Here is a 26050-nt window from a genome sequence, read left to right as displayed (position 1 = left end):
CTCGTCTTCGGGCGATCGTATCGTGGCGGGAAAGCACGCGTCCAGGCGGGCACCGTAGCAACGCGGGTGCATCGAAGGCGTGCCGGCCGATTACGGCTCTACCCGGAAGGCGAAAACTGGCCGATGCCGTAGGGCACAATCGTGCCCAACCCAGTGGACTCGCACATTCGGACCAGCCTGCTTACCTAGGCCGAACAGATGCACAATACGAATGATCCAGGGAAAATTTAAGATCCATGGATATTTTAGGTCGATATTGCCTAGTATACCCCGCAACGGCCAATTTTATTAAATTTATTTAACCAAATCTTAATCATTGTAGTGAAATTTTGCATTCTTATTTTTCCTTGCCTCAGCAGCGCTGTATAATACATAATCTAAATATGCGTACGAAACTGTAGGTTCGATTTTTGATATAGCATTCCTCGTTATATTTGCACACTCGCTTGGAAGCGGGAGCTTGATAATAAGATGTCTAGGGTATCTCAACTCATCCCCGCAGGTCATATCGTGGAATCTTTCCACTAATTGCTGCAGCCTGTCTATATGGCCAATATTATTTTCTGCGCATTTTTTATATATATTCTCAATGTTGTGTCCTAATTTTTTCTCCCTTAATTCTTTTTTTGTTACCCCACACGCGACAAGATATGATTTAAGTATGAGCTCTAAAGCATGTGCAAAGAGAAAATAGCTGGCGTACGGCTCTGCTAATTTGTCTCCAGCGGTCAACTTCTCGAACGCCGATAAATACTCCTTGCCCCTCAGGAGAAGATTATGGGAAAATCTGCCGAGGGGTTCATTTTTCTCAATTAATTTGTATTTGAAAAAATAACGTACATTCATTGATCTATCGCGGGATAGATTACGGTGCATCTTTGTAATCGCCCTAGGCATTGCTTTCCGCCACCCCAGACGTGTTACTTCCGCATTGCGTGGAGCAGCCTACGCCACGCTGGAACCCATTGTAAAACAAGGATCCGTGTTGCTAGCTGCTGCAACACACCCGCCGTCGACGCTGGGCATGCCAAAATCCCGCCAAGTCATTGACCGAGCGGGCATTTCAGTGGCGACCCCGGTAGGGCTCGAACCTACGACCTGCCGCTTAGAAGGCGGTCTAGGCGATAGGTTATGCTATTGTGTTGAAAGGGATTTCTGAATCGTTGTCGTTGCCGTGTTGCGTCCGTGTTGCAGGTTCGATCTCGCCGAGAACCGACAGTTCGCCAGCGCTGATCGCCCGCCGGTCCGCGCGGCCAGCGCTGAACAGGTGGCCGTAGACGCGCTGCGTGAAGTCCGGCGCCTCGTGCCCGGCCCACTCCGATACCTGCTTGATCGCCGCGCCCTCATCGATCCAGAGCGAGACGGCGAAGTGTCGGAAGTCGTGAGCCGTCCAGCGCGGCGACCCATCGGCCGCGGTGATTCCGAGCGCGATCTGAAGCGGCTTGAGCTGGCGGTTGGCGATGTTGGCGTAGCCGAGTGGCGTCTTCTCCTCTGAGGGGAATGTCAGGCCATCCTTGCCCTTGCTGGCAGCCTTCCAGTTGGCGAGGATCGCAGCGAGCTGCGGACCGATCGGGACTGTCCGGAGTGCTGCCACTGTCTTGACCGTGCCGAGTTCGTTGAAGGCGTCCACCGCCTCTCGGACTTCCAAATGCTCGGCATGGATACGATGCCACGAGAGACCCCTCGCTTCTCCTATCCTGAGACCAGCCAGGGCCATCGCGGCGAGCATCGGCCGGAGCCAAGGCGTCGGGCGGTAGGCCTGCACTTCTGCGCCAGGATGCTCCTTCCGGAAGGTGCGCAGCACGTTGATGGGGTGCTTCGCTGGCACCCGGCGCACCTCGACAGTCTGAAGACCTTTATCAGTCCGCTGACGCGCGATCAGGAACAGGCCATCCACGTCTGCGGCACCAGCTAAGAGCGCCCTCACGGTCTCCCGCTCTGGGATCTCTAGCGTGTCCTGCGCCTCGTGGATCTCCGCCCGCCGGGTCTTGCGGCGACTACGGAGCGCCCGGACCGGGTTGGTGTAGGCCAGCCGGCGCCGAATCGCTTCGTCATAGATGACGCCGAGGACGACCCGGGCGCGGCGGCGCGTGTCGTCCGTCCTGCCATCCTCCTTCAGCTTGTCGAGCCATTCCCCCACATCGGCCGGGTGCAGCTTCGGCAGGAGCCGGGCGGCAAGGTACGGCTTGACGTGGCCGTTGTAGTAGACTTGGTAATTGCGGCGGGTCGCCCGAGCCGCGCCCTCATCCTCCAGCGTCTTCATGAGCATCTCGAAGGCCTTTCCCACGGTGCTCGCAGCGCGGTCCGGGATGTGGCTTCCCGCTGCCACTTGGCTTCTGGCTTGAAGCAGGAATGACTCTGCCTCACGTTTCGTCGTGAACTGCTTGAAACGCCTCTCTCCGCCTCCATCAACGTAGCGGGCAAGCCATACTTGCTTGCCGGATGGGAGCATCCGCTTGCTCACCGATGCCATGGAACACCTCCGTCGGCGCTTCCGAACCGCCCACGGCCATGCTACCACGAGTCTTTCAGAATTATCCAGATAGGCACTTGACCTTCTTTCTGGATCATTCTAATTGACAGGGCATACGATGGCGCTCTTCCGGGACCTCGTTAGTACGATCGCAGAGGCCGAGGGCCTGAGCGAGATGACCGTCACGGGCGTCGGGCAGTATTTGCGCGACGCTGGCAAAATATCGAAATTTGGCCGCGGGAAATCTGGCGCTAAAATGACCACGACTGATGCTGCTACGCTTTTGATAGGCGTCAATGCGTCAGAATTAGCAAAAGACGCAGTTCAGACCGTGGAGACGTATGCATCGCTGCCACTCAGCGATGCACCCCATCCCTATGACCTCAACGATAACATGGGAGGCGGCGAAGCACTGAAACAGGTTTTGCACAACCCTGCCAATGCGGTTGAGTGCATTGCTGGCTTGGTACGATTATGCATTCCGGATCGGAGGGAAAGTCCAGTTCTCTTTTTGCTGAATAACGACATCGAAGTCGTGTTTCATCGCCCTACACCAAGGATCGACGTCAGCGTTTTCCAAAAATCCCCATCGCGGGATCGCGCCTTCATAGGCGCGCTCATCTTCTCGTCCGCTAATCATGTAGCCGCAGGTGATAGGCGAGTCGAGATCAAGATTTCAACCGCGACCTTACGCGCCGTTGGATCACTTCTAGTAACCTAACTGGAGAAGTCAGATGCCTGAAACTCAGACGCGCCCTCGCGGCGCGAACGGGAGCGGCTTGCCGCTTTCCGAGGATCTTATGACCGGAGCTGAAGCCATCGCCGAATTTATGTTCGGCGCCGCGTCTGAGGCAAACCGGCGACGGGTCTATCACGCCGCTGACAGGCTTGGACTGCCGAGCTTCAAGATGGGCGGCACGATCTGCGCACGCCGCTCCACCATCCTTGCATGGATTTCGGAGCAGGAGAGCCGGTGATGAAAAATAACATGTCCACCCTGCCCCTTTTTCAGCGGTTGAGCGCCCAGCCCGGCGCCACCGTCACCTTTGATTACACGCAACTTCCTGAGGACGTTGCATCTGAAGCACGTCAGATTGCTAGTCGCGTGCGCTATCGGATACGCACCAACATCATGGATACAGGCCGCGACCTCCTGGAAATGAAGCAGAAGCTTGGTCATGGCGCCTTTGGCCCGTGGATCGCAGCAGAGTTCAGAATGACCGACCGGACGGCGCAGAACTTTATGCGGGCGGCTGAGGTATTTTCCTCAAAACCCGAAATCGTTTCGGTTCTGCCGCCAACCACCATCTATGCGCTTGCAGCGAAGTCCACCCCCGACGACATCCGCGCCGATGTGATTGCTCGCTTTGACGAGGGCCAGCCGCTTGACGCTCGCGTGATTGGCATGCGGATCAACGAGGCCCGTCGCGCAAAGAGGGAGGAAATTGATAGCGCTGCCCGCACGCGGGAACGGGCGAAGCTGTCTCCGGAGAAGCAAGCGAAGCTCAACAAGGCAGAGGCAAAGAAACAGGAGGCGCAGGACGCTGAGAGGCGCCGTCTCTGTGAGGAGCACGAGCGTACGGCTAAAGATGCTGCGATGCTTCTGACCGAGCGCTTGGGTGATGACTTGCCCCGGATCATGGAGTTGATCGAGTCAGTAGGCGTCTATCGCGTCAGAGAGGCACTGAGGGCTCTCAACACGCCAGATGACGGCGTTGCTGGCGTGGCTAATGCGCCTGGTGCGTACGTGCCGAAGCAGCAAGCTCATTGATGCTGCAATGCGACCAGCGCACCAGCCATGCGGCACGGCCTTGATTGCGATCGTGGGTGCTTGGTGCTTGAGCCCCTAGCTCGCTTCCCCGCTTCCCCGCATTAGCAGGTCATTCCGTACATGTTTACGCCATGACGTACCTTCGCAAGTATGTCACGGCGTGGATGTCCGAGAAGGTGGGCCGTCGGACGCACGAGGTCGAGCACCACTGGGGGTAGTTTAACCATATTGATGTGCCATCATCGATACACAAAAACTATCAATGAGTCTTCATCACGCGGTGCCCGGTTAAAATTCTGTTGTGCCGAAGTCGAGTCTGAGCCTCGATTTGGGCTTCTAGCCACTTTTTGGTAGACCAGAAATGAGAAAGCCCGCGACGCCAACCGCGGGCTTCTCGAACACTCCAACCGCCGGCCTTCCGGGGCCACCAATCAATCACCATCAGAACGTTACATCAGTGTTTAACGCAAAAAAGTTCGTCCTGCAAGCGGAAACTGTGGTCCCTATCGACTTGAACCTCAGTATATTCAAATATCCGCCAAAGCGCACGCGGTCCAACCGGGTGCGAGTTTCTCAGCATGGTCATACTGCGTATGACGATGATGACAAGACACATTTGCGCTTTCGCACGCGGATCATGAAGATCATCAACGAAAGCGAGCGCGTCATTGCTCGTACGCGATACATTGGGCAGGCCTTTGACGCTCAGATGGTCTTGCGAAGCGTCAAGCCGCTGCTCACTCTGAAGTGGACGACCCTTGGCCGGGACCCGGCTCCCCGCATCATAGCGTGGGCGCAGGAGCACCTGCCTGAGGCTGACCCTTTTGACGATCCCGACTCGATCGTGATGTACTTCAACCGCGATGACCTCGCCGAGGCGCTTCAGATCTCGCAGGATACGAAGCTGGCCTGCTCGTGTCGGTACCTCGTATCCGTCGATGACACGATGGAGGCGCGCAAGGCTCGGAAGCGTCCGAAGGATCGTATCGGCGCCCAACAACGTCGCTCGCGGAACGGTGGGAAGCGCCGGGAGGACTGCACGACACGCGACGACGAGAGAACGCTTGCCGTCGTTCTCGGCCTGGGGTGCGGTGGGGACCGGACTATCCGCAACTGGAAAAAGAAGGGGGTACCTGTCTCGGCCCTTCGTCGGTGGCACTCCGATGGTACGTACGAGGCCAACGTCGACATGGTCCGCCAGATCGGGTTGGTCGTTCCAGAATTTTCCCAAAAGCGTCGCTCGCGTCCCATTATAAAGGGATTGGTGGCGACGAGTTTGGGAAAAAAACTGACATCGGTGGATTGCACCGCGGGGGTTGCCGGCCAGGATGGAAGCAGGGCCGGGATTGTGGATGCGGACACCTCGACCGTGCAGACGCGCACGCGGGAGTCCGGTCGCGACCTGGAAGCTGTCGCACACCTGGCTGATCCTTTCGCAGCGCCTCAGACCTGGCCGATGTGGGTGCGGATGGAAGCGCTCGCCTTGGCCGCCTAGCGTGATGGCAACGGTACGGTCGAGCAGTCCGGCCAGGACGTGAACGGGGGCGCGATCCTGGACACCTACTTCTCGATGGTGCCGGCACTCACGCCGCCGATCGGCCACGACTTCAAGGCCGCCCTCCACTTGGTTGGCCTGGGATCGGACGCCCAAGACGCGATTTGGGTCCGGCTACGCAAGAACGCGGCGGAGGCGGCGGCCGAGTTTGCCGACCTCGACGAGGCCTTCCCCGCCATCCGGACGGCCGAGGAGGTTGAATACCTGATGGCGGCTTGATCCTGCATCCGGCGGTGTGGCGGGACCGTCGAGACCTTGGGCGCGATCGAGGACGACAACCCCGATCGCGTCGACCCCTCGATGATATCGACTACGACACCGGCCGCATCACCTCCTGGCGGGCTTCCTCGACGACGCCCAGAACTTCAACATCGTGGAGCCGATCCCCTGGTACACCGGCTCGGAGGATTCTCGGATGGCTTGGAGGGGCCGCCGGACTGCGGGACAAGCTTTCGCATATCGACCTCAGACGATCCCCACGCAGGTGGGGGAGCCATCCCGCTCGGCATCGAGAAGATCGAGTTCGAGGGTCGATCCCCGCAGGCGCGGGGGAGCCTTAGCCCAGAAGGCAGTGTGAACTGGAGCGTCGGGTCGATCCCCACAGGCGCGGGGGAGCCGCACCCAGCGATGCCTTGCCATTCGGATCGAAGGGTCGATCCCCGCATGCGCGAGGGAGCCCCCCGGTAGTCGGCGTCGATCACGCCCGGCCCGGGTCGATCCCCGCAGGAGCGGGGGAGCCGGGTCGGGCTTCAGCTTGGTGCCCAGCGTCTTGGGTCGATCCCCGCAGGCGCGGGGGAGCCATCGCTGGGCTCGCGATGCCGGGCTCGCTGCCGGGTCGATCCCCGCAGACGCGGGGGAGCCCCGGACGCCTGCACAATACCAGCGAAATCCTTGGGTCGATCCCCGCAGGTGCGGGGGAGCCTCGATGTAGCCGGCATTGAACACGTACTCGTGGGGTCGATCCCCGCAGGCGCGGGGGAGCCAAGCCCCAAAGGGCCTCGCTGATCCGGCCGATGGGTCAATCCCGCATATACGGGGGATCTAAGGTGCAGTTGATGACGTACTCTTGCGCCATGGGCCCATCCCCGCGCATGCGGGGGAAGTCTCTGAGTTCGCGAACGCCCGCGGGCTCTATAAGGGTCAATCCCCGCAGTGCGGGGAGCCTACACGACATAATCGATGGACTGCTGCTCGATGGGTTGATCCCCACAGGCGCGGGAAAGCCTACTCCTTGTAGAGGTTGGTCACCGGATCCTTGGGTCAATCCCTGCAGCGCGGGGAAGCCTTCTTCTACCACCGGGGCTGGGGCCGCAAGGAGAGTCGATCCCCGCAGGCGCGGGGGAGCCAGGATCGAAATCGGCGGCTCGCGCTATTTCGAGGGTCGATCCCCGCAGGCGCGGGGGAGCCTTGAACTCGGCCCGGACGACGACCCAGGTGCAAGGTCGATCCCCGCAGGCGCGGGGGAGCCCGCTACCAGTTCGCCGGGTTGGCGTACTCGGCGGGTCGATCCCCACAGGCGCGGGGGAGCCGACGTGGCGTCCCAATACGCCTTGACGATGCCGGGTCGATCCCCGCGGGCGCGGGGGAGCCTCGTCATGGGGTCTTTCTCCTGGGGTGAAGGGGGGGCGATCCCCGCAGTCGCGGAGGAGCCGTCAACGTCGCTACCATCGTGCTCCGCCAGTGGGGTCGATCCCCGCGGGCGCGGGGGAGCCGTGCCGTAGCTCGATGCCGCGTTGCCGAGGTTGGGTCGATCCCCGCAGGCGCGGGGGAGCCTTGGCCGCGATGGCACCGCCGTTGATCTGGGTGGGTCGATCCCCGCGGGCGCGGGGGAGCCCGCTCCTGCTGGCGCCAATGCTCCTCGTGCTCGGGTCGATCCCCGCGCGCGCAGGGGAACTGGCATCACCACCCAGCGGCCGGTCTCCGGGATGGGTCGATCCCCGCGCATGCGGGGGAGCCCGCGACGCAAGATAGCCAAGTGGCTGGAGAGTGGGTCGATCCCCGCACAGGCGGGGGAGCCCTGTCGCGCTCCGTGATCAGCCAGGCCAACCTGGGCCGATCCCCGCAGGCGCGGGGGAGCCTTAGCCCAGAAGGCAGCATGGATTGGAGCGTCGGGTCGATCCCCACAGGCGCGGGGGAGCCGCACCCAGCGATGTCTTGCCATTCGGATCGAAGGGTCGATCCCCGGAGGCGCGGGGGAGCCCAGAGCGATGTGGCCCTGATGCAGACTAACCAGGGTCGATCCCCGCGGGCGCGGGGGAGCCGGCGGCAGGACGATCAGGCAGGGTTCCGCGCCAGGTCGATCCCCGCAGGCACGGGGGAGCCTTCACCGTCTTGCCGGCCCGCGCGTCGACGTGGGGTCGATCCCCGCGGGCGCGGGGGAGCCCGGCCATGGCAGGACGGACAGAGGGCGCGGCCGGGTCGATCCCCGCACGCGCGGGGGAGCCCTCTCCTCCGCTTCGTCGCGCTCGTTCCGCTTGGGTCGATCCCCGCAGGAGCGGGGGAGCCGTGACAATCGACACAGGCGACATCAAGCGCCGGGGTCGATCCCCGCAGGCGCGGGGGAGCTATCGAGCCTTCTCGCACTCGAAGCTCGCCCGGGGTCGATCCCCGAGGGTGCGGGGGAGCCTGCAACGTGACGTCGATCAGGGTGTAGGGGCGGGACGATCCTCACGCGTATGGGGAACCGGGTGGATCACTAGCAAACAGGACCCCGTGCAAGGTCAATCCCCGCACATGCAGGGGATCTAGGGTGTAGTTGATGACGTAATCTTGCGCCATGGGTCCATCCCCGCGCATGCGGGGGAAGTCTCAGAGTTCGCGAATGCCCGCGGGCTCTACAAGGGTCAATCCCCGCAGTACGGGGAGCCTACACAACGTAATCAATGGACTGCTGTTCGATGGGTTGATCCCCAGAGGCGCGGGGGAGCCCAGGTCGAGAGCTTGACCGAGATGGTCGTGCCGGGTCGATCCCCGCAGGCGCGGGGAGCCGGCGCCATCGTGTGGGAGCGTGTCCAGGTCTGGGGACGAGGGGGCGATCCCCACGCGTGTAGGGGAGCCTCTTCCCACAGCATCGCGGCCATCAGCGGCGAGGGACAGTCCCCACGCGTGTGGGGGAGCCGCGATCTTTGCGAGGCGCCGGACCTGATTGTAGGGACAATCCCCACGCGTGTGGGGGAGCCATTACCTCCTTCAGGCGGTCGCGGGCCGAGCCGGGACAATCCCCACGCGTGTGGGGGAGCCGACTCGCCCGAGACCCTGTACGAGGCATCGCCGGGACAATCCCCACGCGTGTGGGGGAGCCGCCATCTCGGAGAGGACCAGGGCGTCCGCTTGGGGACAATCCCCACGCGTGTGGGGGAGCCGACTCGCCCGAGACCCTGTACGAGGCATCGCCGGGACAATCCCCACGCGTGTGGGGGAGCCGCCATCTCGGAGAGGACCAGGGCGTCCGCTTGGGGACAATCCCCACGCGTGTGGGGGAGCCGACGTTCTGCTGTCCGTCAACCCGCTGCACGAGGGACAATCCCCACACGTGTGGGGTAGCCCGGCACATGGACCTGCTGGTCCAGGTCTCCCAGGGACAATCCCCACGCGTGTGGGGGAGCCTTGGTGGTCCACTTCAGGAATTCCCGCATCCAGGGACAATCCCCACGCGTGTGGGGGAGCCTCTTCCAGGCAAGTTGTTGATTTTTTTAACAATTTCAAATAGCGAGAGAGTAGGCGTACGGTCGCTTCGTGGATCACGATAGCGTACAGACCGACCTAGAACCTACTTCCTTTAGATCACCGCCCCGGAGGCTTGAGAAGGAGCATACCGAAGCCGAAGGCGCGATGGCGACCAACGCCCCGAGTCAGGAGTTCCGCAAAACCCTCCGGATCCTGCACCGAGAAGCGCCCCATCACGGTCACATCCGGACCGTCGATGCGCTTGCGCGGCGCACCGCCGTCGTGACGGCTACGCGCGACCTCGGTGCGGGTTGAGGCTGCAAGGGACAGGCGCGACAAGGCTATGGCGCCGCTCGCCTCGAGCTTCTCTCTCGCGAAGCCGAGATACACCTCATCACGACTTGGCCACTCTTCTCGCGGCAGACCCCGCACGGCGACGCCGAACGCATCGTGCTCACCCGGACGCTCTTTCGAGCGATTGGCCAGGCCGGTGCGGCGGACGGGACGCAAGCGCACCTCGAAGTCGAGGATGAGACCAGAACGCCATGTCGTGGGCATGGTACGCGTTTCTACACCGTCGAGCGCCAGAGCAGCCCGGGCGCTCTCCGTGCGCTCGTCCAGAGGAGGCAGCGCAACAGCCGCCTCGAAGCCCCCAAGGTCACGACAGTACCCAAGCAGCCGTCTCTGCTGCTCGAAGAACCGCCACGGCTGTGGCGCTGTCGCACCTAAGGCTTGGCGTAACGCCAGATGCACAGCGTAGCCGAGGTCGCCGCCCGCCGGCAGCGCGCCGGTCTTCGCCGCGAAGGCGGTCAGGCGCGGCAGATCGGGACGCAGGGAGACGAGGTGCAGGCTCACGACGCGTGCTCCCGCTCCCCGCCGATCGTGCCAACCCGCCGACGGCGCAGGCCGACATGAACGCCATTCCGAAAGTCGCGATCGTCGCAAACCTCCACGAGGCGACTCGGCGCATCCCCTTCTCGGTCCGGCCAGCGGGCACGCCACGGCCCCGCGTCGAGCTCAAGCCGAAGTTTCGGGCTCACGTTCTCCGCCTCGACCAGCTTTACAGCGCCAAGGTTGAGCGCATCGAGGAGGGTCTCAGCCGAAATCCGTTCCTGCCAAGCGATCGGCCTCGAGGGCAGGCAGGGCTTGCGGCCGAGAAAGAGCGGGCGCTCGGGCCACTCCAAGGCGTGGGCGATGGCGTCGAGGTCAGGCGCTTCATTCGGTGGGTCGAGGCGGAGTGCGACGAGTGCGAGCGCGTCGGCGTGGTAGTCGCGAAAGCGGCGATGAGGGCTATTGTAGGAGTCCGCTCCACCGCTTCTCCCCTCGGGACGCCCTCGCGTCGTCCAGCCGACATCCCCCTTAGCGAGCTTGGCGTTCTGGGCGTCGGTGATCGTGGAACCACGACGCAACACGGCCGCGCCGACCACGAGACGCTCCTGGAGAGTTTCGAGAAGCTGCCAATCCGCGCGGTCGTAGCCCAACGCATTGGCGACCAGGCCACCGACCAGGGTCGCAGCCGGAAACTCATCCACCGGACCGTACGCATCGACTAGAACGCTGCCCCAGGCCTGGAGCGGGGCTTCGAGCAGGAGGAGAAGGTGCTCGCGCATCACACCTGCCCAGCAGCAATAGCGGCGTTCACCCGGGACGCGATCTCGGGCAAGGCGATAGTCTCCACCCCTTCGAGGCGGCCTTCTCGCCGGGCGGCGAGAAGCCGGGTTTCGTGGGGGCCGTACATCTCGTCCATGTCATCCAGGAACGCCGCCATAGACTGGCTCGCCGAGGAGAGGAGCGAGTTCACGCCTCTCAGCGGCACCGCCGTGCGGAAGGCGTTGGCGAGCGTCCGCGGCTGACGCCGCCCCATCTCGACCAACACAAACTCAGCGTGAGCGTACGGCGCGGTCGACCCGCGTTTGGCGCCTGGCGAGACCTTGGCGATCAGGTGGATCAGGTTCTCCACCACGCGCCCGGCAAGGCCGCGATCGGTGCCCTCGGCTAGCCACGCCTTCCGGTCGACACCCGCCAGGTTCATGACGAGTTGCGGCACGTCCACGACCACGTAGCCGTAATAGAGGCCCGAGGTGAGTTCGGTGTCGAAAACACCGGCGGCCCCCGCGTCCTCGTCCTCGTCGAGCTGCTTGAGGTCGTCGACGACGGTGAAATAGTCCTGCTCTGGCTCTTCGTCGTGCACGGTGAAGGCGTGTGCCACGTGGATGGCCGCATCCTTGTTCGCAGCGGGGTCGGACGTAACCATGCGGCCGAAGAGGGCCACCTCCAGGCCGAATGGCACCTGGCCTTGGTCGCGAAGCGCCGTCAGATTGGCCTTGCCATCGCCCTTGGCAAAGAAGTCCTTGGCGGCCGCCTCCGCCGCCTTGGCGTTCGCGGCAGACCCAGCCACCTGCTCGGCGGCATCCGCCAGGTAGCGCACCTCCGGCCAGCCGAGGATCAGGGCCTGCCGCTTCTTCGGGTCGACCGCGTTCTTGCCATAGAGCGCCTTGGCGAACTCGTCGGCAACGGCCTTGACGATCTCGGGCGCGATCCCCTTCGCCGTGAGCCGCTCGCCGATCTCGCGATCGACGATCTCCTTCGAGCGCACAGCGTTGGGGACACCGAGACTGGAGAGGGCGTGCTCGTCCTCCGCGATGCGCCAGTGGCGCTTGAGGCACTGCGACGACACGCGGGTGCGCACGTTGCCGCCGAGCGGCAGGCGTTTGGCGAGCCCTGCGTCGTCCCGGTTGAGGAGGGTGCCGGGATAGCTCGCGAGCCAGTGGATCTGGATGAAGCGCGGTTCGGTCATGGAGGCCTTCTCGGTTTGCGCGCAGGTCGCCGTCAGGCGGCTTGGGGATCCCGCTCCTTGCCGAGCGCGAAGTAGTAATCGCGAGCCAGGATGAGTCGGATGTCCTCCGCCCGGCTGCCGTCCTCGCCGCCGAGCAAGATCAGTTCGACGAGAGGTCGGGCATCGAGGCGCTGTCCCCGACCGGCCAGAAAGCGCGCGAGCCGGGGGATCTGATCGTCGAAGGCCGGACCGCGAGCGGTGAGAAAGCGCCGGAAGCGCCCCTCGCTCAGGCCAGCCTGGACCAGACCGGCACCCGCGCGGACCGGCGCCTGGGGATCGGCGCCGCTGCCGCTCAGCAGGGCCTGGAAGTGAACGGCCAGCGCCACACGGCGCAGGGCGGGAGCGTCGAGCCGCTCGATCTCGACGCCGCACGCCAACAGCAGGCGGCAGACCGCGCCGATGCCGTTCTCGGGATTGGCCGGATCGAGGCGCCGCAGCGTCGCGCGCTCGCCAGGAGACATGCGCCGCCCCGGCTCTGACGCCCCGAGCCGGCCAGCGATGGCCGGCACGGCCTTCACGATGCGGACGATATCAGCGGGGTGCATCGGGCTGCTCCTCCGAAGCGGCAGGGCGAGGTGGGCCGGACAGTGGAAGCTCGTGCCGGATCTTGGCGGCGAGGTAGGAGCGCGCAGCGGCGCGGGCGCGGTACACCGCGACCGCCTTGCGCGGCGCGGCAGCCTCCGCAGCCCTGAGCACGGCGAGCGCCGCGCCGCGCAGGGTCTTCTGCCAGTCGGCCTCGGCCTCATCCCGCCGGGCTTCGTCGTCCTCGGCGGCCATGAACTGGAAGAGCTGGTCGAAGAAGATCGCGTCGACTCTGGCGTCGTAGCGCCTCATCCAGGGCTCCACCTGCGGGCCCGTCGTGGGTTTCTGGAAGTCGATCTTCTCCCCGCCCTGGAACAGCAGGAACAGGGCGGGCCGCAGCGCCTTGCGTCCGAACTCACCAGCCTTGTCGGCGCGCCGTCGCGCTTCGGTACCGAAGCGGTCGAAAGATGCCGCACCGCGAGCAAAGATCGGGCGAACGCGCTCCTCGATGGGGATGGCGCGGCGGTGAAACCCCTCGGTCTTACCCTGCCCACGTGCCAGAGCCACGGCCCGGAGAGAAAGCCCCCGTTTGGCATCCTGGGCGTCAATCCGCGCGAGCGGAGGGCGGTCATAGAGTGCTGGATCGAGAAGTTGCGCCATGCGGCGGTACCCGAAGCCGTCGCGGGTCACCGAGAGGACCTTGCCCTCTTGCCGGTCCACGGGGGCCCACGGATCCCCCGTGCGGCCCTTCAGATCCTTCGGCCACGCGATGCGAGCGGCCTTCGAGCCGACGCCGAACGCGACGAGGCGCTCGCCTCTCTGGACGAAGCGCACCCGTCGGCAGACCTCGATGAAGAAGGGGTCGAGGTCCTCCGGCGCGAGTGGTGCAGCGCCGTCCCAGGCCTCGAGCCAGGTGAGCCCGACGGCGCGGCGCGTTCCGAGGCCGGCGAAGTCGGCGAGCATACTGTCCCGTGCCGCGAGGAGTCGGACGAGGTCACGCTGCAGAGACACACCCGGGCCGCCTTCCGGCACGACGCCGAGCATGGGACGGCTTCCGTACCCACCGTTCATGCGAGCGATGCCGTACTTCCCCGATCCCATCACGCCTTCGAAGGTCTGCAAGGTGACGAGTGCGTAAGCCCAGTGCTCGGGCTCAGGCGAGCCCATGCGCTCCGCCTTCACGTCGTGGTCCTTGGAGGTGACGAGGAGATCGAGAGCGTCGGGCGTCTCCGCACTGAGCTTGTACTCGGCCGCCGCGGCCTTGCTCGGTGCCGGCGGCTGCATGAAGGCGGGTTTGGTCCAGTCCTCGACCACCAGCGCGAAGGCCGTATCCGCGTCGGCTCCGGCGAGCGCGCGCAGGAGCGCCGCCCAGGTCTCTGCGTCGGCCGGTAGCTCGTCCTGGCCGGCGTGGTGAAGAGCGAGGGCGCCGAGTTGGACCAGGAAGGCGTGCCAGGCGGGTGCCTGATGCGGGCGCAGAGCCGTGAAAGCCTCCACAGCGTCCGCCACCAGCAGAGCATAGGCCTCGGGCAGGGACACCCTCCGTCGCTCACCCGCCGCAAGGCGCACGGAGAAGATGGACGACGTGATCAAATCCATCATTCTTCCCCAGACTATGACAACAGCCTGGATCGGGAATTGAACCCCTGTCAAGGACATGACACGCTGAGGTGCACGGACCCGCGGGTTGCGCTATCCATGAGGTCGGTGCACGTGCACCACCTCGCCCCGCGGGGATCGTCCGAGTCTCGATCGAGAGTTCGATCACTCCCCCGTCCTGGCGGGGATGCAGCTCCTCACCGTTGCAGCATCACAGTGCAGCGGTGAGGCCGATGCGCGTGTAGCGCAAGCCGAGTTCGGGGAAGACGAGGCCCTCGGTGGCGTACTCCACCGCGATCTGCTCGGGCAGGGCACGGTCAAGAAGCTTCGCCCGTCTCGCGATGGCCTGCGGCACGCGGAGTGAGCGGATCATTTGGCCGAAGGGGGTGCGAGCAGGCGTCGCAAGCAGGAAGTTCAGGTCGTCGAGGCCGAGGCGGGTTCGCACCCGGTCATCCACCCCTGGAAAGGTCAGCGCCTCGATCGGCTTCGCCAGCGAGAGCCCGTCCCGGGCCGCGATGTGACGGTGAGCGAAAGCCAGCCCCTCGCGCAAGCTGGCTTCTTTCTCCCACCCAAGCTCCGCGACGATTGTCTCGAGCGCTTCCGGATGGGTCGCTTCTTCGACGAGAACGCGGTTCATACCCGGGATAACGAGTTGGGTCTCTCGTTCGAGGAGGCGCCAGGTGGCCTCGATCACGCGCACATCGCCGTAAACTCCCGCGCCCTCCCGGTTGTGACCGAGGCCATGACGCGGGCCGAAGAGAAAGGGCGCAAGCGAGCGCTCGGGCGGGGTCAGCACGACCACGCGGGCGGCTTCGTACCCTGGTGGCCGGTCAGACCGCGCATGCCGGTGCAGGCGGCCGATGCGCTGCAGGAGCACGTCCATCGGGCAGAGGTCGGTGATGAGAAGGTCTGCGTCGATGTCGAGGCTCTGCTCCAGGGTTTGCGTTCCGATGACAACCTGACCGCGGCTCTTGCGATGCTTGCCGAAGCGTGCCGTCACCTGCGCATCCAGCAGGCGTCGATCTTCCGCGGCGAAGCGGCCGTGATGGAGAGTGACGAGGCCCGCCACCCGGAACAGATGCGCCGATTCAGCCGCGGTCTCGAGGGCCTCCTGCGTGGTGAGGGCGTCCTGGACGGTGTTGCGCACAACGACCACCGTCGCGCCGTCTCGAGCCGCCGCGGCCGCGAGTGCAGCAACGGCGCTTGGGTCGGCGATCAAGGGCTGGCGGTCGACCCTGACCGACTTGACGATTGGGCCCCCATCCGTCCGCGCTGTCGCACCCCCCCTGGTCACCGCCGGATAGGCGATCTCTCGTGCCGCGCTGAGGCACGGCGTCGGGCGCCCGGTGAGGTACGCGCGGGCGTCGGCGCCGAGGGTTGCCGACATCAGGAGAGCCCGTCCGCCCACCGAGAGGTGGTTGTCGAGTACCTGCTTCAACAGCGCGGTCATGTAGGTATCGGAGGCGTGCACCTCGTCCACGACGAGCAGGCTGCGGGAGAGTGCGGCGGCTCGCAGATGAGCATGACCGAGTTGCAGGCCCGCCATGAGAGCTTGGTCGATCGTGCCAACGGCGACCGGCGCACCAAGGAAGCGCTTCGGGCTCTCCGCCGCCCAGCGACCGTCCGAGAACCGGCGATCGGTCGCGTCAGGCCACAGAACCTTGAAACCGGGCAGTCGCTGGCCGTCTACAGAGCCGGCGCGGACGTAGCCGGGGACTGCCAGCACGGGCTTGATCGCGCCCTGCCCGAACAGGGTGTCGGCGGCACGCGTGATCCGGCCATGGATCTCGGTCGCGGCCACCCGGGTCGGCAGGGCGAAGTAGAGACTGTCAACACAACCTTCCTCGAGCAGGCGAGCGAAGTGCCAGAGTGCCGCCTCCGTCTTTCCGGAGCCGGTCTCCCCCTCCAGGATCACCAGGGACTCAGCGTCGATCGTATCGAGGGCTTGCTGGAGAGGACGGGTGGGAAACCCGAACAGGTCATCGAAGCGGGTGACCTCCGGCCGGCGACGCTCCCGCAGGCCGACGAGTCCGAACGCGGTCAGAAGCTCACGCGCTTGAGCCCGAGCGAAGCCGACCCGAGACGCGTCGTCACCGCTCGTGAGCGGGAAATGCTGCTCGTCGGAGCCGATCCAATCGGCAAGGGTCAGTAGGCCAGCATAGAGGTGGATGAAGCGCGGCGCATCAGGCAGGTCCGGTCCGGACAGGCCTGCTTTCGGGAACATGGTGAAAGCGGCGTCGCGCAGTCGAGCGAGCTCGACGAATGGGTCGTAGCGGTTATCCGCTTTCCAGAACTCGTCGCCGTTCGCCTTGCGCAGACGCTCTCCAGTGGGACTGCCGTGATGGGACAGGGTCGCGATCAAGTAAGCTTCAGCGGCTGCTCCCCACTCAGCGAGGCGCCCTAGCCCAAGCGGCTCCCAGGCAGCCTCGCCTACACGCCCATAGAAGATGGTGCCTGTCTCTTCGATGTGGCCCGCTGCATGTTCGCGCCGCGGATCGTCGAGCGGGAATTGGCGAGCCCAAAACCCACGGTTCGCCTTTCCGCAGTCGTGAAGGCAGGCGAAAACCCCGAGGCGAGCGACATCGATTTGCGTCAGTGGTCGTCCTGCCGCCCGCGCCAGTCGAGCGGATACGATGGGCGCCTCGCAGAGCGCCTCGAGAACGGCAGCCACATCGATCCCATGGGCGACGAGCGAGTGCCACCGTCGCATGCCACCCACATCGAAGCGATATTTGGCCCAGGCTCTCTCAGTGGCATCGAGGTTAGTCGTGGACTTTGGCACGTCCTGCAATCCTGTATGAATCTGAGAATCCGCTGGCGTTATCGCGACCCTGCCGCCCGGCAGCCCCTCAACGATGCCGCTAGACTCAACGCTTCATGCACCAACACTGTGGATCAGCGTCTAAAGCGGACCCATTGACCACTCGTGCCTAAGCATCTGAAAACGTTTGTCTCTAGCCTGCAAAAGTGGGTTCCGCTTCGGCGTCGATCGGCGTTCAAAAGGTGCCCAGCTCAGAGATGTAAAAACCTTTTCGGCCAATCCCTTAAGCGGCATGCGAGGCTGGGACTACTTTGGACGCCGATCCACAGCCTGAGGCGGGCGTACCAAGCCCGTGGCGGCTTGAGCAACGGACTGAGAGCTCAGTCCGCATTTGTATACCCTTACGGACATTGTGCAGCGCATAAAAGTTCTATTTAAGCGTCCGCGAGCCCTTAGTTAATATGAACATTGTACTTAGCCGGCACGTGAAGAATTCTCTTTTCGATTGACATTCGAGATACGTCTGGGTTTGGCGGATAAGTTGTCACAACCAACCTTGCCTTAAAGTTGTACAACGCCCATACTTTAACGTATCGATACATCCCTCTCTTACTATCCGTAGGAGCTTGAATTTCAATTGGTACTTTGACACAAACAAGAACAAGCGGGCTATTATAAACAGACTCTAGATCTCGATCAAATGCGAGTCGAAATCTCTCTTCTATGCGTGGCACAATTCGTGCGAAATTATCCCAGGAAACACCCTCTCTACCATATCGTTCTACATAGCGGCGCAAAGCGTGAGTAGACCAATGTTTTAGAACCTGTTCCGCTTCAGCGTTAGAGCAATCCATGCCCATGTATACTCCTGGTGTCGTCACTCTCCTGATAGCTTCCAGTATAGCACACGGACCGCGCTATCACGTGCTTGATCGCTGGCCCCCACGGCATCGTCCTGGAGAACCGTCTCCGGCAGTCCGAGATCGACGACACGGCCCTTGCGCCAGCCTCGCGGCCTTCAACGCACTCGAAGCGGTCGACCGGCGGCTTATTCTGTTGTCGTACGCTGCCATGATTTAACCGAGACAGTCGATATAAGTATAAAGCTTGATATCCCGATTATAATATGGTAGAGGATTGCTACAGTGAAAAACATGCATCTCGAATAGCGGCCCGCCATTCCGGCGTACGGTTGCCATTTGCGTTTCCATGAATATCAACAACGATGACCACCGATAAGCGACCGGCTGACATCCGGCAGCTTCACCTTCGCGTGCTTTCTACCATTCACGCCATCGCTGTAAATGCTGCCGCATCACTCGGAATAACGCTCTCGCGCTACGTCATATTTGCTTTATCCGAGCAACTGCGCAAAGAGCGCAAGCATGCCTGATCAGCTTCTAGCTTGGATATTTACTATAGATCAACGTTTATCGAAGATCATCGTACAGCAGAAGCGCGGACATAGGTACCCACCGAAGCGTATTGAGACCACCGACGACGGTGCGCTGCTCGAGAGCTAGGGTCAAAACCCAACCAGATTGACCTAAGGAGGCTTGCTTTCGGCCTATTCGGACATTCCAGCGGTGCTCGCCTAATCCACGCTGCTGACCCCATGCAGACGTTGATCTCACCCATCTTAAAGGTCCGCTTCGAAGAGTATAGCGGCGGCTGGCCCGCACTCCTTACCAAGACTGCCTGAGCAGATGCTTCTCAAGAATCCCGAGCGCCGCAAAGCTCCCGATGCGGCCGAGGCCGAGACGCAGATGGTCCTGGGAGACCGGCGCCAGCGACGAGCGCCACAGGATCGAGGGCAGGACGAGAAGACCGGCCTCGGATGCGAGCGTCCGCGCGAAGTCGGTCGCCCCCTCGTGCCCGCGAAACCGCGGATACGCGAAAGCGAGATTCCTCGGTTCGTCCGGCTCGAAGACGTCGGAATGGCGATCGAGCAGAGCGCGCAAGCGGCGATGGTTGCGCCGTCCAATCGCGCGGGCGCGATCGGTGATGCGATGCTCGGCCCGCAGCGCGATCTCGCCCAGGATCTCGCTCGGAGCTGCAAGGCAACTCGACAGCAGGTTCTTGGCGGCGACCGTGCGGCCGAGGACGGCGCGGTCGCGGCAGGCGGCCCAGCCGACGCGCAGGCCCGGCAGCCCGAACCCCTTCGACAGCCCGTTGATCGAGATACCGCGCTCGTAGAGGTCCACGACGGGCGGAACGGCCCGGTCCAGAGCGCAGTCGGTCTGGCGGTAGACCTCGTCGTTGACGAGCCAGAGCCCGTGCCGGCGGCAGAGGGCGATCAGGCCGTCCAGGGTCGGCTGATCCAGGGCTGCGCCGGTCGGGCTATTGGGGAAGTTCGTCAGCACCAGCCGTGTGTTCGGGCGCAAGGCCGCGGCGAAGCGGTCGAGGTCGAGGCTCCAAGCCCGGTTCGCGGACAGGGCGACCCCGTCCGTGGCACACAGGCCCGTCACGACGAGTTCCAAGGGCTGGTAGATCGGCACCACCACCACGGCGTGGTCCTCCGGGGCCAGCAGCGCCTGGAGGAGGCAGGTCATCGTCTCCTGCGCGCCCGCACCGACAAGCACCTCGTCGGCCCCGACCATCGCGTAGCGGGCGGCAACCGCCTCGCGCAGGCGGAGGGAGCCGCGCGGATCGGCGTAGCCAAGATCGAGGCTCCGCCAGCGCAGCCGGTCGTCCGAGCTTGCGAGGCGCAGCAACGCGGAGAGCTGGAGCGGCTGCGAATCGGAGGCTGCGAGATCGTGATATGCGCAGGCCGACCAGCTCCTCAGGTAATCCGCCATGGCGAAGGACCGGGAGGGCAGGCTACCGCCTTCTCGCTGGTCGATCCCGGCCTCCTCCCGCACGTCGTCGGTCCAGCGGTCGGTCGAGGCGTCCGCGTCGAGCTCCACGGCGATCCTCACGCGCGCGGCGCCGGACGGGCGGCGATGCGCAGGTAGGTCGCGCCGATGCGCGCCGAGGCCCGCAGCGTCCCGGACACCGAACCGGCGACCTTCGATGCGCCTCCGATCCGTCGCCGGTAGGGCATCGGCACCTCCAGCACGCGCAAACCCGCGCGAGCGGCCTGCAACTGCATCTCGATGTTCCAGCCGTAGGTCATCTCACGCAGGCACAAGGCCCGGAGCGCGGCGCGGTCGATGGCCCGGAAGGCGCACATATCGGTATAGTGCACGCCGTAGCGCAGGCCGATGCCGAGTCCAGCGAGCCGCCCGGCGAGCACCTGGTGCCAGAGCATTGCGCCGGGCTCGCGCTGGCCGAGGGTCCGGGAGGCGAGGACGAGGTCCTGGGCGCCGGCGAGCATCGGGCCGGCAATCGCCTCGATCAGGTCCGCCCGGTCGGCCCCGTCGCCGTCGAGGAAGACGATGACGCGGCTTCCGGGATCGGCCGCCTCCGCTCCCGCCGCGCAGGCCCGGCCGTAGCCGCGGCCGGCCTCGATCACCCGGGCGCCCGCGGCCTGGGCGACCTCCCGGGTGCCGTCCGTCGAGCCGCCATCCGCCACGATCACGTCTCCAGAGTAAGGCAGCGGGATCTCGCGGATCACCGCGCCGATCGCCTCGGCCTCGTTCAGGGTCGGGATGACGATGCTGACCGGGTGCATCGGCTCACAGGCTCCAGCGCAGGCCGCAATTGCGGCACGGGCTCGGCGGCGCATCGGAGAGGAGCGCCGCGCGGAAGTCGCGATAGGCCTCGCCGTTCCAAATCTCCCGCAACGTGGCCTGGGTGGCGTCGCCGAGCGTGTAGTGCGCGTAGCCGCGCACCGAGAACGGCGCGATGCAGCAGGGCAGCGCCCGGCCATGGGCGGTGAAGTACATCAACGACCATGGCCGGCGGCAGGTCGCCCAGGCCCGGTCGTCCTGCTTCCTGAGGCTGATCCCGGGCTCGGTCGCCCCCGAGGCATCGAGCGTCACCCCCAGCGAGCGGCCGAGCGCCTCCGCCTCGGCGATGGAGGCGGCCTCCTCGGCCCGCGCGCTCTCGAACAACGACAGGTCGGCGCGGGCCATGCCGTATCCCGCCTCGTCGAAGACCAGGCGCTGGAGATGCACCTCGGTCACCCCCATCGCGGCGGCCAGGCGCACAAAGGCGGGCAATTGGTCCACGGTCTCCTTAAGCCCAGTGAGCCAGAGCGACACGCGGGGCGTCGCGGCGTCGGTCGCCTTCTGGTAGGCGACGAATTGTCCGACGTCGCGCACGATGCGGTCGAAGAAGTCCTTGCCCCGCACCCTGAGATACGAGACCCGGTCGGCGGCATCGAGGGAGACGCGCAGCTCGTCGAGCCCAGTCTCGATCAGCGTCCCGAACCGCTTCGGCTGCAGCAGGGTGCCGTTGGTGTTGAACAGGACGTAGGTGTCGCGGTCCTTGAGGTAGCGGATCATGCGCGGCAGCGCCGGCACCAGCATCGGCTCGCCGACGCCGTGGAGCACGACCCGGGCGATGTTCGGCACCTGGTCGACGATCCGGGTGAACAGCTCCCAGCTCATGTCGGCCGGGGGTTCCAGGGTCTCGAAGGTGCGCGGGCAGGTCTCGCACAGGAGGTTGCAGCGGTTCGTGACCTCCAGGTAGAGGCAGACCGGCGGCGCGACGGCCTCGGACGTGCGCGCGGCACCGATCTCCTCGAAGTAACGATGCGGATCCTTCAGGGCGGCGGAGGCGGTCATCGGGCGGTTCCTTGGGGAAGGAGGGCGGCCGGGCGCGGCCTGCAGGCCTGCCACACCGTACGGGCGGCCAGGACGAGGCCCGGCACGAAGACCAGCGCGGGCCAGAGGAAGCGGTCGTCGAACGGGTCGATCAGCAGCAGCAGGGGCGCAGCGCCGAGCCAGATCACCGCCGGAAGCGGCGCGACGACCGCGGGCAGCGTCAGCCAGGGGTAGTACCAGGCGTAGTGCGGGCTCGCCGCGCAGGTCGCCAGCGCCGCCAGGATCCCGGCGTCGCGGCACAAGGCGACGGCGTCCGGCGCAACAGGCCTGTTCCGGCCGAAGGCGATCCGGAGCGCGAGGGCGGCGAGCACCAGGCCGGCGGAGAGGAGGTAGGCCCGCACGAAGCCCGGGGGACTGAGGCCGAGATGGCCGAGCCCGGCGAGCAGCCAGTAGCCCGCGCCGGTGTCGTAGCCTTCTTCCGCGCCGTAGGACCCGGCAAAGCCGAGCACGCCCCGGCCGACGCCGAGATAGGGCAGGTAGAGGACGATGATGACCGCGGTCCCGGCGAGCACGGGCCGCCACAACCGGCCGCCGCGCACGAAGGCGGGCGCGACCGCGAGCGGCAGCACCTTCACCAGCGTCGCCGCAGCCAGAAGGGCGCCCGCGAGGCCGTCGCGTCGGCGGGCGCGGGCAAGCAGCGCCAGCCCGAGGAGGCCGACCGCCACGGCATCGACGTGCCCGTCGCAGGCGAAGGACCACAGGGTGAGCGGGTTCCAGGCGTAGATCAGGATGCGCTCCGGCGGCAGGCCGGCTTTGCGCAGCACCGCGAGCATCGCCAGCACGCCCATCGCCTCGAAGCCCAGCATCGCGAGCTTCATCCCGATGACGCTGCCCGAAACCTGCCCGATAGCGGCAAAGACCGCTTGCGCGGCAGGCGGGTAGATCGTGTGGGCGTAATCCTTGCGGTTGATCAGCGGGTAGATCGCCAGATCGCGCAACGGCTCCAGGGCCGGATCGGCCGGGATGTAGCGGTACGGGTTGATCCCGGCCGCCTGGACCTGCCCGTCCCAGACGTAGCGGTAGATGTCGCTCGACAGGAAGGGCGGCGCCGGCACGAGCGCGGCGCGCATCGCCACGGCGAGGCCGAAGATCATCCACACGGCCGCGCGGGGCAACTGCTCGCGCAGCACCAGGCGCACGGCGACGAGATAGACCCCGAGACCGAGCGCGACCACGCCGACGAAGGCGTTGGCGCGGGCCGGCGAGCCGACGGTGTCGGCGCCCGGGACGTGGAGGGCGAGCGCGCCGAGATTGATGCCGGCGAGCAGGAGGCCGAGCGCCGCGAGCCGCCGGCTCGGGCTGGCGAGGAGCCCGGTCATGCCGGCAAGGCCTCGCGGGCGAGGCGCGCCAAGGCGGCTCGGGTCACCGGCGCCGGAGCGCCGGCGGTCTCGGCGGCGAGCCGCGCGAGCGAGGCCGCGTCGTCGACGTCATACCACGGCTCCAGCTCGACGAGGTCGAGGCCGATCTCGCGGGCCCGGGCCCGGGTCGCGTCGGCGACGGTGGCGGTGCTCCAGGCGATGTCGGCGAACAGGTGGGCATGGGCCCACTTGAGGCCGAGGAGGTAGTAGCCGCCGTCGTCGCAGGCGCCGAGCACACCGCGCTCGCCCGGTTCGAGCAGGGTCCGGGCCGCCTCGACCAGGAGCCGCGCCGGCAGGGTCGGCACGTCGGCGCTGAGCACGCAGGCCGCCGGATGGCCGCGATCGAGCATGCCCTGGACGGCTTGCAGCAGGCAGCGGCCGAAGCCCGCGACCGCCGCCGGAGCCGGCGCGGTGCCGTCCGCCAGCATGAGGGCGGTCCCGGGCGCGAGGTGGGGGGCGACTAGGGCCTCGGCACCCGGCGGGGCGTAGGCCGCGTAAGGACTGATCGGGGCGGATCGCGCCGCCCGCGCGAGGGTGTCGGTCGTGTCGCGAAGGAAGGCGGCGCTCAAGGACGCGGCCTCGTCCGGGGTCAGCGGCGGGCACAGCCGCGTCTTGGAGCGGCCGCTCTGCGGTGCCTTCGCCATCACGCCAATCGCGCAGGTCGCGGCCGCCTCGAGGCTCGGTCGTCGTGTCATCGGCGAGGATCCCGCGCTTGCTCAGTGGAAGGGCCGGACGATCCCGACGCGGATCGTCGCGTCCGGCGGGATCGCGGCGGAGCCGGGGGTGACGGTCGACAGGGCGCGCAGGCCCTCGGGCGTCAGGCCCATCAGGGCGACGTGCTCGCCGAGCAGCGCCACCGCCTCGACCGGCACCGCCACCAGGCGGGGCCCGAACCCGCTCCAGTCGATCCGCTGCAGGCCGAGCCATCCCAGCCCCAACGCCCCGTCGAGGCGCACAATGACCGCGACCGCATCGCCGCGGCGCACGAGCCCCGTCACCCGGCCGAGGACGGGCTGCGACTCCTGCGGCTGGAGCAGCAGGCGGCCGGCGAGGTCGCCGACGCGCACCGGCTGGGGAAAGCGGCGCGCCGCCCGCGCCGCCATGTCGGGGACGGTCATGCCGGTCACCGGCATATGGCCGGGGGCCGGCGACGGGCCCGCGGTCTGCGCCTGCGCCGCGACGGACAGCGCCAGGGTGATGCAGGCGGCGAGGCCGCTGGCTGTGCGGGCGCTCATAGCCCGGAAAACCAGTTGAAGCCCCGGCTCTCCCAATACCCGCCCGGATAGGTATTGGTGACCTCGATGGCGGTGATCCATTTGGGGTTCTTGAAGCCGAGCTTGACCGCGGTGCGCAGCCGCAGGGGATAGCCGTAGGGGTCCGGCAAGCTCTCACCGGCGTACTTGGTGGCGAGCAGCGTCTGGGGATGCAGCGCGCTCGCCATGTCGATGCTGCTCGGATAGTCGTCCGCCGTCTTAAAGGCGACGTACTTGGCGGTCAGGTCGGCCCCGACCCGTTCGAGGAAGGTGCGCAGCGGCACGCCCGACCACTGGCCGATATAGTCCCAGCCCTCGACGCAGACGTGGCGGATGATGGTCTCGCGCTCGGGCAGCTCCGCGATCTGGCGCCGCGTCCAGGGCCGCTTGTCGGCGATCAGCCCGGCGAGTTCGAGCCGCCACGCATCGCCGTCGACCGGCTTCACCTCCTCGACGTCGTAATAGGCATTGAAGCGCGGCGGCTTCAGCACCATCGACGCCGGGTATTCGGGCGCGAGCTTGTGCGGATCGAACAGGGCGGCCTGGACACCGTCGTTGAGGTCGGAGACAGCACGCAACGCCCGGCCGACCGCGCTCGAGTCGCTCACATCGCAGCCGGTCAGCATCGTGAGCGCGCCGAGCGACAGACCACCGCGCAGGAGGCCGCGGCGCTCGATCCGCCGCAGGAGCGAGCGATGGTCGTCGAGGATGCCAGGATCCGGCGCTATAAGGGGGCGGAAGGGGGATCTCATCGGACGGCCTCCGTCGCCGCGGCGGGAGGCGTCGGCCGGAGCACGGGGCCACCGGTCAGCATCGCCCAGAGCGTCCGCGGCACGAGCAGGGCGAGCGCGACGTGGACGAGAAGGAAGCCGGCGAGGACGCCCATGCCGGCGAAGTGGACGAGGCGCGCGCCCTGGAACCCGCCGAGCCACGCGACGAGGCCGGAGAGCTGCACCGGCTTCCAGATCGCCAGGCCGCTGACGACCTGACTGACGCCGGCCAGGATCGCCACGATGTAGAGGATCTTCTGGACGGCGTTGTATGTCGTCAGGTCCTCGTGGGCGAGCTTGAGCTTGAGCGTGTCGCGCACGGTCTGGACGACGTCGCGGAGGCGGATCGGCAGCAGGCGCTCGCGCAGACGCCCGGTCGCGATCCCGTAGGCCAGGTAGGCGGCGCCATTGGCGACGAGCAGCCACATGGCGGCGAAGTGCCAGAGCAGGCTCTCGGCCGCCCAGGATCCGATCCGGAGCGCCTTTGGGAAGTAGATCCCGTGGATGATGACGGAATCGTCGTAGATGCCCCAGCCGGAGCCGATCAGCACGACCATCGCGACGGCGTTGGTCCAGTGCAGGATGCGCACAGGCCAGGGATGCAGCCGGCGCCCGGCGCTGTCGGAGTGCGGTTTCATGATACGAAGTTTTTCCTCAAGTTGTCGCTTTGAAGCGCAAAGATGCATCGATGTTTATATCGAGCAAATCACGGATTTTTGTGCAGCTACACTAATAAAATATCTTGATTGATGTGATATTGATTGCCATGCATCGCGAATG

General features: G+C 65.5%; 22 protein-coding genes and 1 CRISPR repeat array. Of the genes, 6 read left to right on the top strand and 16 right to left on the bottom strand.

The window, feature by feature from the left end:
* Positions 1-309: 309 nt before the first annotated feature.
* Positions 310-846, bottom strand: coding sequence for a hypothetical protein (locus BM430_RS33875; RefSeq protein WP_143131985.1), 537 nt, complete (start codon positions 844-846; stop codon positions 310-312).
* A gap of 283 nt (positions 847-1129) precedes the next feature.
* The gene (locus tag BM430_RS09225; RefSeq protein ID WP_093566960.1) at positions 1130-2473 is read right to left on the bottom strand and encodes a tyrosine-type recombinase/integrase; all 1344 of its coding nucleotides are present in this window, start codon (positions 2471-2473) and stop codon (positions 1130-1132) included.
* Positions 2474-2648: 175 nt separating this feature from the next.
* Between BM430_RS09225 and BM430_RS33870 the strand changes: the two genes are divergently transcribed.
* The 5 genes from BM430_RS33870 (at position 2649) to BM430_RS09205 (ending at position 6018) form a co-directional block, all read left to right on the top strand.
* Positions 2649-3194 carry a hypothetical protein gene (locus tag BM430_RS33870; protein ID WP_143131984.1) on the top strand — a complete coding sequence of 182 codons (546 nt, stop codon included), beginning with the start codon at positions 2649-2651 and terminating at the stop codon, positions 3192-3194.
* 13 nt (positions 3195-3207) lie between these two features.
* Positions 3208-3450: a hypothetical protein gene (locus BM430_RS09220; protein ID WP_093566959.1), complete on the top strand. Its 243-nt coding sequence runs from the start codon at positions 3208-3210 to the stop codon at positions 3448-3450.
* Positions 3451-3461: 11 nt separating this feature from the next.
* Complete coding sequence (locus tag BM430_RS09215; protein ID WP_177302991.1) at positions 3462-4244, top strand: DUF3102 domain-containing protein; 783 nt, start codon at positions 3462-3464, stop codon at positions 4242-4244.
* A 637-nt stretch (positions 4245-4881) separates the two neighbouring features.
* Positions 4882-5739, top strand: a complete 858-nt coding sequence (locus BM430_RS09210; RefSeq protein WP_093566957.1) for a hypothetical protein — start codon at positions 4882-4884, stop codon at positions 5737-5739.
* Positions 5740-5778: 39 nt separating this feature from the next.
* The gene (locus BM430_RS09205; RefSeq protein WP_093566956.1) at positions 5779-6018 is read left to right on the top strand and encodes a hypothetical protein; all 240 of its coding nucleotides are present in this window, start codon (positions 5779-5781) and stop codon (positions 6016-6018) included.
* Between the two features lie 247 nt (positions 6019-6265).
* Positions 6266-6782: direct repeats of the CRISPR family, unit length 29 nt; unit sequence GGGTCGATCCCCGCAGGCGCGGGGGAGCC.
* Between the two features lie 2800 nt (positions 6783-9582).
* Here BM430_RS09205 and BM430_RS09200 read toward each other — a convergent pair.
* The 6 genes from BM430_RS09200 to cas3 all read right to left on the bottom strand — a co-directional run bounded on the left by BM430_RS09200 (position 9583) and on the right by cas3 (position 17201).
* The gene (locus BM430_RS09200) at positions 9583-10320 is read right to left on the bottom strand and encodes a type I-E CRISPR-associated protein Cas6/Cse3/CasE (RefSeq protein WP_177302990.1); all 738 of its coding nucleotides are present in this window, start codon (positions 10318-10320) and stop codon (positions 9583-9585) included.
* Complete coding sequence (gene cas5e, locus BM430_RS09195; protein WP_093566954.1) at positions 10317-11075, bottom strand: type I-E CRISPR-associated protein Cas5/CasD; 759 nt, start codon at positions 11073-11075, stop codon at positions 10317-10319. Before cas5e ends, BM430_RS09200 begins: the two co-directional genes overlap by 4 nt.
* Positions 11075-12262: a type I-E CRISPR-associated protein Cas7/Cse4/CasC gene (cas7e, locus tag BM430_RS09190; protein WP_093566953.1), complete on the bottom strand. Its 1188-nt coding sequence runs from the start codon at positions 12260-12262 to the stop codon at positions 11075-11077. Before cas7e ends, cas5e begins: the two co-directional genes overlap by 1 nt.
* Positions 12263-12294: 32 nt before the next feature.
* Positions 12295-12846 carry a type I-E CRISPR-associated protein Cse2/CasB gene (gene casB / locus BM430_RS09185; protein WP_093566952.1) on the bottom strand — a complete coding sequence of 184 codons (552 nt, stop codon included), beginning with the start codon at positions 12844-12846 and terminating at the stop codon, positions 12295-12297.
* Positions 12833-14419, bottom strand: coding sequence for a type I-E CRISPR-associated protein Cse1/CasA (gene casA / locus BM430_RS09180; RefSeq protein WP_177302989.1), 1587 nt, complete (start codon positions 14417-14419; stop codon positions 12833-12835). Before casA ends, casB begins: the two co-directional genes overlap by 14 nt.
* A 211-nt stretch (positions 14420-14630) precedes the next feature.
* Positions 14631-17201, bottom strand: a complete 2571-nt coding sequence (gene cas3 / locus BM430_RS09175) for a CRISPR-associated helicase Cas3' (RefSeq protein WP_143131983.1) — start codon at positions 17199-17201, stop codon at positions 14631-14633.
* Between the two features lie 1204 nt (positions 17202-18405).
* Between cas3 and BM430_RS34620 the strand changes: the two genes are divergently transcribed.
* Positions 18406-18573: a hypothetical protein gene (locus tag BM430_RS34620; RefSeq protein ID WP_177302988.1), complete on the top strand. Its 168-nt coding sequence runs from the start codon at positions 18406-18408 to the stop codon at positions 18571-18573.
* A 292-nt stretch (positions 18574-18865) separates the two neighbouring features.
* Here BM430_RS34620 and BM430_RS09170 read toward each other — a convergent pair whose 3' ends face one another.
* Genes BM430_RS09170 through BM430_RS09135 form a run of 8 tightly spaced genes read right to left on the bottom strand, consistent with a single transcriptional unit; the run spans position 18866 to position 25908 of the window.
* Positions 18866-20086: a pyridoxal phosphate-dependent aminotransferase gene (locus BM430_RS09170; protein ID WP_244539399.1), complete on the bottom strand. Its 1221-nt coding sequence runs from the start codon at positions 20084-20086 to the stop codon at positions 18866-18868.
* Between the two features lie 8 nt (positions 20087-20094).
* Positions 20095-20793, bottom strand: a complete 699-nt coding sequence (locus tag BM430_RS09165) for a glycosyltransferase family 2 protein (RefSeq protein ID WP_093566949.1) — start codon at positions 20791-20793, stop codon at positions 20095-20097.
* A gap of 4 nt (positions 20794-20797) precedes the next feature.
* Positions 20798-21850, bottom strand: a complete 1053-nt coding sequence (locus BM430_RS09160) for a radical SAM/SPASM domain-containing protein (RefSeq protein ID WP_093566948.1) — start codon at positions 21848-21850, stop codon at positions 20798-20800.
* Entirely contained in the window at positions 21847-23208 is a 1362-nt protein-coding gene (locus BM430_RS09155; protein ID WP_093566947.1) for an MptA/MptB family glycosyltransferase, read from the bottom strand. The genes BM430_RS09160 and BM430_RS09155 overlap by 4 nt, the downstream gene beginning before the upstream one ends.
* On the bottom strand, positions 23205-23942 hold the full coding sequence (locus BM430_RS09150) for a TIGR04282 family arsenosugar biosynthesis glycosyltransferase (protein ID WP_093566946.1): 738 nt from the start codon (positions 23940-23942) through the stop codon (positions 23205-23207). Before BM430_RS09150 ends, BM430_RS09155 begins: the two co-directional genes overlap by 4 nt.
* A 21-nt stretch (positions 23943-23963) precedes the next feature.
* A complete protein-coding gene (locus BM430_RS09145) occupies positions 23964-24482 on the bottom strand; it encodes a hypothetical protein (RefSeq protein ID WP_093566945.1) in 519 nt (172 codons plus the stop codon).
* On the bottom strand, positions 24479-25252 hold the full coding sequence (locus tag BM430_RS09140) for a molybdopterin-dependent oxidoreductase (RefSeq protein ID WP_093566944.1): 774 nt from the start codon (positions 25250-25252) through the stop codon (positions 24479-24481). Before BM430_RS09140 ends, BM430_RS09145 begins: the two co-directional genes overlap by 4 nt.
* Positions 25249-25908: a cytochrome b/b6 domain-containing protein gene (locus BM430_RS09135; protein ID WP_093566943.1), complete on the bottom strand. Its 660-nt coding sequence runs from the start codon at positions 25906-25908 to the stop codon at positions 25249-25251. The genes BM430_RS09140 and BM430_RS09135 overlap by 4 nt, the downstream gene beginning before the upstream one ends.
* Positions 25909-26050: the final 142 nt, after the last annotated feature.

The sequence above is a fragment of the Methylobacterium sp. 174MFSha1.1 genome, assembly GCF_900116815.1.
Taxonomy (GTDB): Bacteria; Pseudomonadota; Alphaproteobacteria; order Rhizobiales; family Beijerinckiaceae; genus Methylobacterium.
The sequence above is the reverse complement of the archived record's forward strand: the minus strand, read 5'-3'. Positions and strand labels throughout refer to the sequence as shown.

What these genes read in the sequence shown, in the direction of transcription:
- BM430_RS33875 (WP_143131985.1), bottom strand. Translation starts at nt 846, where the DNA reads ATGAATGTACGTTATTTTTTCAAATACAAATTAATTGAGAAAAATGAA.
- BM430_RS09225 (WP_093566960.1), bottom strand. Translation starts at nt 2,473, where the DNA reads ATGGCATCGGTGAGCAAGCGGATGCTCCCATCCGGCAAGCAAGTATGG.
- BM430_RS33870 (WP_143131984.1), top strand. Translation starts at nt 2,649, where the DNA reads ATGACCGTCACGGGCGTCGGGCAGTATTTGCGCGACGCTGGCAAAATA.
- BM430_RS09220 (WP_093566959.1), top strand. Translation starts at nt 3,208, where the DNA reads ATGCCTGAAACTCAGACGCGCCCTCGCGGCGCGAACGGGAGCGGCTTG.
- BM430_RS09215 (WP_177302991.1), top strand. Translation starts at nt 3,462, where the DNA reads ATGTCCACCCTGCCCCTTTTTCAGCGGTTGAGCGCCCAGCCCGGCGCC.
- BM430_RS09210 (WP_093566957.1), top strand. Translation starts at nt 4,882, where the DNA reads ATGAAGATCATCAACGAAAGCGAGCGCGTCATTGCTCGTACGCGATAC.
- cas5e (WP_093566954.1), bottom strand. Translation starts at nt 11,075, where the DNA reads ATGCGCGAGCACCTTCTCCTCCTGCTCGAAGCCCCGCTCCAGGCCTGG.
- cas7e (WP_093566953.1), bottom strand. Translation starts at nt 12,262, where the DNA reads ATGACCGAACCGCGCTTCATCCAGATCCACTGGCTCGCGAGCTATCCC.
- casB (WP_093566952.1), bottom strand. Translation starts at nt 12,846, where the DNA reads ATGCACCCCGCTGATATCGTCCGCATCGTGAAGGCCGTGCCGGCCATC.
- casA (WP_177302989.1), bottom strand. Translation starts at nt 14,419, where the DNA reads ATGGATTTGATCACGTCGTCCATCTTCTCCGTGCGCCTTGCGGCGGGT.
- BM430_RS34620 (WP_177302988.1), top strand. Translation starts at nt 18,406, where the DNA reads ATGACCACCGATAAGCGACCGGCTGACATCCGGCAGCTTCACCTTCGC.
- BM430_RS09165 (WP_093566949.1), bottom strand. Translation starts at nt 20,793, where the DNA reads ATGCACCCGGTCAGCATCGTCATCCCGACCCTGAACGAGGCCGAGGCG.
- BM430_RS09160 (WP_093566948.1), bottom strand. Translation starts at nt 21,850, where the DNA reads ATGACCGCCTCCGCCGCCCTGAAGGATCCGCATCGTTACTTCGAGGAG.
- BM430_RS09155 (WP_093566947.1), bottom strand. Translation starts at nt 23,208, where the DNA reads ATGACCGGGCTCCTCGCCAGCCCGAGCCGGCGGCTCGCGGCGCTCGGC.
- BM430_RS09150 (WP_093566946.1), bottom strand. Translation starts at nt 23,942, where the DNA reads ATGACACGACGACCGAGCCTCGAGGCGGCCGCGACCTGCGCGATTGGC.
- BM430_RS09145 (WP_093566945.1), bottom strand. Translation starts at nt 24,482, where the DNA reads ATGAGCGCCCGCACAGCCAGCGGCCTCGCCGCCTGCATCACCCTGGCG.
- BM430_RS09140 (WP_093566944.1), bottom strand. Translation starts at nt 25,252, where the DNA reads ATGAGATCCCCCTTCCGCCCCCTTATAGCGCCGGATCCTGGCATCCTC.
- BM430_RS09135 (WP_093566943.1), bottom strand. Translation starts at nt 25,908, where the DNA reads ATGAAACCGCACTCCGACAGCGCCGGGCGCCGGCTGCATCCCTGGCCT.